3 protein-coding genes are annotated in these 3,504 nt (G+C 61.0%); all 3 read left to right on the plus strand.

What is annotated here, in order from left to right:
- On the plus strand, positions 1-1,232 hold a 1,232-nt coding region (locus WBP53_RS00600), incomplete at its 5' end, for an ATP-dependent DNA helicase RecG (RefSeq protein WP_423924881.1).
- Positions 1,233-1,235: 3 nt separating this feature from the next.
- A complete protein-coding gene (locus WBP53_RS00605) occupies positions 1,236-2,333 on the plus strand; it encodes an acyltransferase family protein (protein WP_423924883.1) in 1,098 nt (365 codons plus the stop codon).
- 2 nt (positions 2,334-2,335) lie between these two features.
- Positions 2,336-3,256 (plus strand): nucleoside hydrolase, encoded by a 921-nt coding sequence (locus WBP53_RS00610; protein WP_423924885.1) that lies wholly within the window; start codon positions 2,336-2,338, stop codon positions 3,254-3,256.
- The last annotated feature ends 248 nt before the right edge of the window (positions 3,257-3,504 follow it).

Below are 3,504 nucleotides of genomic sequence, written 5' to 3' on the forward strand. Positions count from 1 at the left end.
TCGACCTCGCCAGACCCGAACCCATGCTTCGCCTTGTCCAGGGCGACGTCGGCTCGGGCAAGACCATCGTCGCGGCATGGGCCGCATTGGCAGCCATCGAATCCGGCTATCAGGTTGCACTGATGGCACCCACCGAATTGCTCGCCGAACAACATCTGCGCAACCTGACGGCCTGGCTGAAACCACTGGGCATCACGCCGGTCTGGTTGGCGGGCAAGGTGCAGGGCAAGGCGCGTGCGGCGGCATTGGCGGCGTTGGCAGCGGATGCACAAATTGTCGTGGGCACGCATGCCTTGATGCAGCAGGCAGTGGGCTTCCGCAACCTGGGCCTGGTCATCATCGACGAGCAGCATCGATTCGGCGTGCACCAGCGCCTGGCCTTGCGCGACAAGGGCAGGGAAGGCGGTAATGTTCCGCACCAGCTTGTACTCACGGCAACACCGATACCCCGAACGCTGGCGATGACGGCCTACGCCGACCTCGATGTTTCAGTGATCGATGAGCTGCCGCCGGGACGCACGCCGGTAACGACGGTGGCCTTGTCGGTTTCGCGGCGCAACGAGGTGGTCGAGCGCATCCGTCTGGCCTGCGCGGAAGGGCGCCAGGTCTACTGGGTTTGCACCCTGATCGAGGAAACCGAACAACTGGAGGCGCAGGCCGCCGAGGTGGCCTACGCGGAGCTGGTTGGCCAGCTGGAAGGCTTGCCTATCGGTCTGGTCCATGGGCGCCTCAAGGCCAGCGAGAAACAGGCCGTGATGGATGCATTCCGCAACGGAAAGATCACCTTGCTGGTCGCAACCACGGTCATCGAGGTGGGTGTCGACGTGCCCAACGCCAGCTTGATGGTGATCGAGAATGCCGAGCGTCTGGGCCTCGCCCAGTTGCACCAGTTGCGCGGTCGGGTGGGTCGCGGCAGCGAGGCATCGACATGCGTGCTCCTGTATCAGTCGCCATTGTCACAACTCGCCCGCGAACGGTTGACCGCCATGCGCGAGACCAGCGACGGTTTCGTGATTGCCGAGAAGGATCTGGAGTTGCGAGGCCCCGGCGAAATGCTTGGCACCCGGCAGACTGGCCGACTCGAGTTTCGCGTTGCCGACCTCGCACGCGATGCCTCGTTGCTGCCGGTTGTACATGAGATCGGTCAAATCCTGCTCGAGCAATATCCGGATTCCTGCGAGCGTCTGATTGCCCGCTGGATAGGCAGTGCTTCCGAGTTTGCCGGAGCCTGAACGATGACCATGATCGCGGTTCGCGACGCACTTCTGGCTCGCCCACCCGTATTGGATGATCGGTTGGGTCATGGACCGGACAACTCCCTGCTGCTACGGCATCTGGCAGCTTTGCTGGTCATCTATGGTCACGCCTATGCGTTGGTCAATCCTGCGAATTTCGCGCGGGGGGATCTGTTCGCGCGATTGATCCCGCAGTTCTATTCGGGAAGTATTGGCGTGTGCGTGTTCTTCGCGCTGAGTGGCTGCCTGATAACGCGTAGCTGGCTGCGCAACCCCCGCATCTTCCGGTTCATTCGCGCCCGCATTCTGCGCATCTATCCTGCCTATCTGGTCTGCCTGCTCCTGACCGTTGGACTGATCGGCCCGCTCTTCAATGAACTTGCGCCAATAAACTACTTCGAACATGCACAGACTGGAAAATACTTCGCACGCAATGTCGATCTCGTTGGTTTGACGTACATGCTTCCGGGGCTATTTGCGTCCAATCCGTTCCCTTACGTTGCCAACGGATCGTTGTGGTCCCTTGCCCTGGAGGTGCGCATGTACCTCGCCATCGCGATACTTGGTGTGCTTCGAGTCCTGACCTGGCCACGCGTGTTTGTCGTCATCGTGCTGTTCTTCACGATCTACAGCCTGTCCGGCTGGATCGAGACTGCACCTCAGCATCAGGACAAGGCCGCCCTGGCGATGTTGTTCATGATGGCGTCTCTGGCGGCATTGTTTGCATCGCGAATACCGTTGTCGACACGTTTCCTTCTGGTGCTCGTTTTGCTGGCGGTGGCGTCCGGCGAATCCTTTCTGTTTGTTCCAATGACCATGCTCGCGCTCGGGTATTTCAGCTTGTGGTTCAGTTGGCGTCTTCCCGCCTGGAAATTGCCGTGGCGCGGCGACTATTCCTACGGACTATTCCTGTATGGATTTCCGGTACAGCAGATGATCGTGGCCACGTTTCCATCGATTTCTCCGCTCGCGTTGTTTGCTCACGCAGTCCCATCAAGTCTGATTCTTGCAATCGCGTCCTGGCATTGGGTGGAACAACCCTCCCTGCGTCTGAAACAATTGCGCTCCCTTGATCCTGCCCGCACTCCCGGGTCCTGAGCATGAAACTTCTGATAGACACCGACCCGGGCGTTGACGATGCGCTGGCAATCCTCATGGCTTTTGACTGCGCGGAGGTCGTCGGGCTGACGATAGCTGCCGGCAATGTCGGGCAGGCGCATACCTTGGCCAACGCCTTGCGTCTGGTCGATCTGGTTGGCGCCGAAACACCGGTATTCGCAGGTTGTGCCGGCCCTCTGGTCCTGCCCGAAGCCGACGCGGCCTTCGTGCATGGTGCGGATGGGTTCGGTGACACGGGTTACACGCGATCGATGCGGCAGCCATCGAATGAGCATGCGGCCCTGGCCATCATCCGCCTGAGCCAGGAGCACGCCGGAGAACTGGTGCTGGTTGCCCTGGGCCCACTGACCAACCTGGCCCTGGCCTTGCGCCTGGATCCGTCGTTGCCCGAACGCATCCAGCGTCTGGTGATCATGGGCGGCGCGGTCAATGGCCGAGGCAATACCGCGCGCGTCCCTGCTGAATTCAATATCGGCTTCGATCCCGAAGCGGCCCATATCGTTTTTGGCAGTTGGACCCGTTTCGAGCTGGTCGACTGGGAGGCCACCATGCGTCACGGGCTTGGCTACGACGACTTCGAGCGTTGGCTGGCAGCAGATTCCCCTCGGGCGAGCTTCTATGCGGCCATTTCCAGGAAGACCCGCAGTTGGGCGCGCAGCCGCGAACGCGAGCGCATGCTGGCGGCCGATGCCTTGGCCATGGCGGTTGCCCTGGATCCCGCCATCGTCACTTCGTCGCGGAGCTTGCATGCTGCGGTAGAGCTGGGAGGTGCCCTGACCCGCGGCGCTACGGTAGTGGATTGGGAGAACCGGCAGCGTAAACAAGCCAATGCCGATATCGTGCTTGAGGTAAATCAGGAGCGTTTCGAGGCCATGGTTGCGTCGGCTCTGGGAGCATCCTGATGCCAGCCATGCCAGCCATGGCGGCTAATTCGGTGGAAAACCCTGGGGTGCCCCGGTAGCCTGTATGGCTGGCGGTCCGGGGTAACGCCTCGGCCTCATTGCGAATGTTGCCCGCTTGCGTCATGATTGCCGGCTCGCTACAATCGCGCTCTTTTCTCCCGGCCGTGGCCGGCAAACGGTACTGTCCAAATGAAGCCTGATATCCATCCCAAGTACAAGCCGGTCGTCTTCCAGGACCTGTCCAGCGA

It is taken from the genome of Dokdonella sp., assembly GCF_049593775.1.
GTDB lineage: Bacteria > Pseudomonadota > Gammaproteobacteria > Xanthomonadales > Rhodanobacteraceae > Dokdonella.

Bases quoted from the DNA above. Each gene is read 5' to 3' on its own strand.
- WBP53_RS00605 (WP_423924883.1), top strand. From the start codon at position 1,236: ATGACCATGATCGCGGTTCGCGACGCACTTCTGGCTCGCCCACCCGTA.
- WBP53_RS00610 (WP_423924885.1), top strand. From the start codon at position 2,336: ATGAAACTTCTGATAGACACCGACCCGGGCGTTGACGATGCGCTGGCA.